Annotated in this window: 1 protein-coding gene; it reads right to left on the bottom strand. The window is 58.6% G+C overall.

Annotated elements, in window-relative coordinates:
• Nucleotides 1-88: 88 nt before the first annotated feature.
• Nucleotides 89-2503 (bottom strand): response regulator (locus AC4FIC_RS11375; RefSeq protein WP_490359413.1); only part of this gene is annotated, 2415 nt, incomplete at its 5' end.

Genomic DNA, 2503 nt, shown 5'->3' with positions numbered 1-2503 from the left:
TGCAGGTCATTGGGCAGATTGATTTGACTGATTTGATCACCCGGCAGGGCCAAATAGAGAGCGCCCAAACGGATCCCCATATAGGCGCTCAAGGCCGATCACCCGGCACCGCATTGGGTATCTGGGCCAGCAGTGCTAGAACCGTATCCACGACCTCGTTCTCATTGAACGGCTTGGTCAGGTAGTCGTCCACGCCGGCGGCCTTGGCCTGCTGACGGTGTTTGGTCTGGGAGCGCGAGGTGATCATCACAATCGGGATATGGCTGGTGGCGCTCTGGCTTTTGATCGCCTGAGTCAGTTCCAGGCCGTTCATACGCGGCATTTCCATATCCACCAGCATGACCGCTGGCAGCTCCAAACGCACCTTCTCGAGCGCATCGATGCCATCGGTTGCGGTCTGTACATCGAAACCGGAATCGACCAACAGCAGTTTTAGGGCATTGCGCTGACTCAGTGAATCGTCTACCACCAGAATCGTTTGGCGCTCGCTCGCCGCGGCGGGCGCGATTGAACCGACACCCAGGCCCGATGTGCCGCGCTCGAGCAGCGCTTCGACACTTAATACCGGCATCAACAGGCCATCGCCGGTCTGAGTGATGCCCGATAAGCCCGCGATGCTTGGCACATACTGGCCAAGCGATTTTAGCACCAGCTCAAAACTGTTTTGCAACCGGTCAATAGCCACTGCGACGGTCTTGTTTTGGTAGTCAATTAGCAACAGGGGATGACGTATGGCCCCGCTTGCATAGGAATAGGGCGTCAACCCTAGGCCGCTGTGCATTTCCATAAAGGGCAGCCATTGGTCTTGCCATTTGACGATCCATTGCTCTCCTTTCTGTTCGGCGAAGGACTCATCCGGCGGAATAATCTGCTGGATCCGAGTGCTGTCGATGGCAAAGCTTTCCTCACCCAGGCTGACCACAATCATATGGCGAGTGACTTGGCGCAGCGGGATGCGAATTACAAATTCGGTGCCCTGCAGCGGGGTCGAATTAACCCGGATCTGGCCTTCGAGTTTTTTGACATCGAAGGCCACGGCGTCTAGGCCGATACCCCGTCCCGAGAGCTGGGTAACGCTTTCGCGGCTGGTGACCCCAGAGGCAAAGATCAGTTGCAAGGGGTCGGACAGGTGGACATCGTCCGGAATAAGCCCGCGTCGGCGGGCACCCTCGGTGACCGCCTGGACATCGATACCGCCGCCATCATCGCGCAGCCGGATCTCAATATGGCGTTGCTCTATGCGGAAGGTCAATTCAATGCGGCCGGTGGCGGATTTGGCGCCGCGCTCGGCCTCGATGCCATGGTCCACCGAGTTGCGCAGTAGATGCATAAGTGGGTCCGCCAGGGCGGTCACGATGGCTCGGTCGACCCGTATGTCATCACCGGCGATAAAGAGGTCGACCTCCTTGTCGGTAAAGCGCGCGGCCTGGCGCACACAGCGTTGCAGTCGGGTCTTCAGGCTAGCAAAGGTTTGCTGGCTGGAGCGCATAACCTGATGCTGGAACTGCTCGGTATAGCGTCGCTGTTGGCGGATGAGACCGTCGAACAGACTGATTTGCTTTTGCAACAGCAGGACCATTTCCCGGTTGTCGGCAATGGCTTCGATAAACTGATGCGCACTGCGATGGATGTCGTCGTAGGTGTCCATTTCCAGGGCATCGAATTCCGGATTCGCGGTGGTCACATTGGCCTGCGCCATACTGCGACTGTCGACGGCATTTTCCAATTCAAAACGCCGTTCCTGTATATGCAAATCATGGTCCTTCAGCTCGCGTAAATTGCCACTGACGCGCTTAAAGAGTTCCTGACTTTGCACGAGGTTAATCGACATCTCCTCGACCAACTCGACCCAAACATCCTCATCGCCATCATTCAGGCGGCGGCGCTCTGGCACCGGCATCGGGGCGTCGATCGGACCGCCCAGATCGACCGGCTTGGCTGCGTTGGGCGGTCGGGTTTGGGGTGTGAGGGCAAGCGGATCGGTCTCCTGACTCGGCTGGACCGAGTCGCCCGCAGAACGGGCGGAATCCAGCGTGGTAAGCGATTCCGCCTTATCTAATGGGGCCGAGTCCATCGTCTTGAGGCCCGAGTCTGCGGCACCGGTCGTGTCAGGAGCTTGGTCTGGCGTGGATGGCACCGGTTCGCGGGCCGCTACTGCCGGGTCGGACTCGACACAAGGCGAATGGCTCACCGGCCAGGTGGGCCATTGGGCTAGGGCGGTCAGCATCGGGGCGAAATCTGAGTCGTCACCGGCCTCATGCTCAGCGTTGTCGAGCAAGGTCTGCAGCGTATCCACGGTGGCGATACACAGATCCTTGGCATCGGCACCGTAATGCCACTGCTGGCCGGGGTCGTCCAGGCAGCCATCGATGAGCTGTTCAAAAAAGCTCTCCAGTTCATGCGCCAGCCATGCCATGGCGGTAATACCCACCAAATTGGCACTGCCCTTGATGGTATGACTGATGCGTTGGATCGCTTGCAGGCTCGGGGCACTTTGACTGTT

Source organism: Reinekea sp., from assembly GCF_982785585.1.
Note: the sequence above shows the minus strand (reverse complement) of the source record. Positions and strands in the feature narration are given on the sequence as shown.